At 66.0% G+C, this 570-nt stretch carries 1 protein-coding gene; it reads right to left on the reverse strand.

The genetic code is table 11. The annotated features are described in order from the left end of the window. Positions 1-570, reverse strand: a 570-nt coding sequence (locus EN939_RS37160; protein ID WP_127272132.1) for an aminotransferase class III-fold pyridoxal phosphate-dependent enzyme, incomplete at both ends; no start/stop codon positions are given.

Consider the following 570-nt stretch of genomic DNA (forward strand, 5'->3'; position numbering starts at 1 on the left):
ATCCTCTTCAATTCGGCAAGAACCCAGGCCGGATACATCAGCATGCCGCCGGCGCCAAGCACCAGCGGCTCGACGATCAGCGCGGCTGCGCGCCGGTCGCGGCTAACGGCCTCGAACCGATCCAGCGTTTCCTGCTCGCGCCCGGCGGCCGGGAAGGGGATGGCGTCGACCTCGAACAGCAAAGGATCATAGGCGGCGTTGAAGACGCCGCGGGCGCCGACGCTCATCGCCCCGATCGTGTCGCCATGATAGCTGTGCTCCATGACGGCGATGCGCGAACGCGGCGCGCCGATGTTGCGGAAATAGCCGAGCGCCATCTTCAGCGCGACTTCGACTGAGGTCGAGCCACTGTCGGAATAGAACACCCGGTCGAGGCCGGCGGGTGCGATGCCGACAAGCGCCTCGGCCAGCCGTTCGGCCGGCTCGTGGGTGAAGCCCGCGAAGATGATCTGGTCGAGGCTCGAAGCGGTCGTCTCGATGGCCTTCATGATGCGGGGGTGGCGATGGCCATGGGTGACGACCCACCAGGAAGAAATCGCATCGAGGATGCGGAAGCCTTCGGCCTTGTGG

The organism is Mesorhizobium sp. M7A.F.Ca.CA.002.05.1.1, from assembly GCF_003998335.1.
GTDB lineage: Bacteria > Pseudomonadota > Alphaproteobacteria > Rhizobiales > Rhizobiaceae > Mesorhizobium.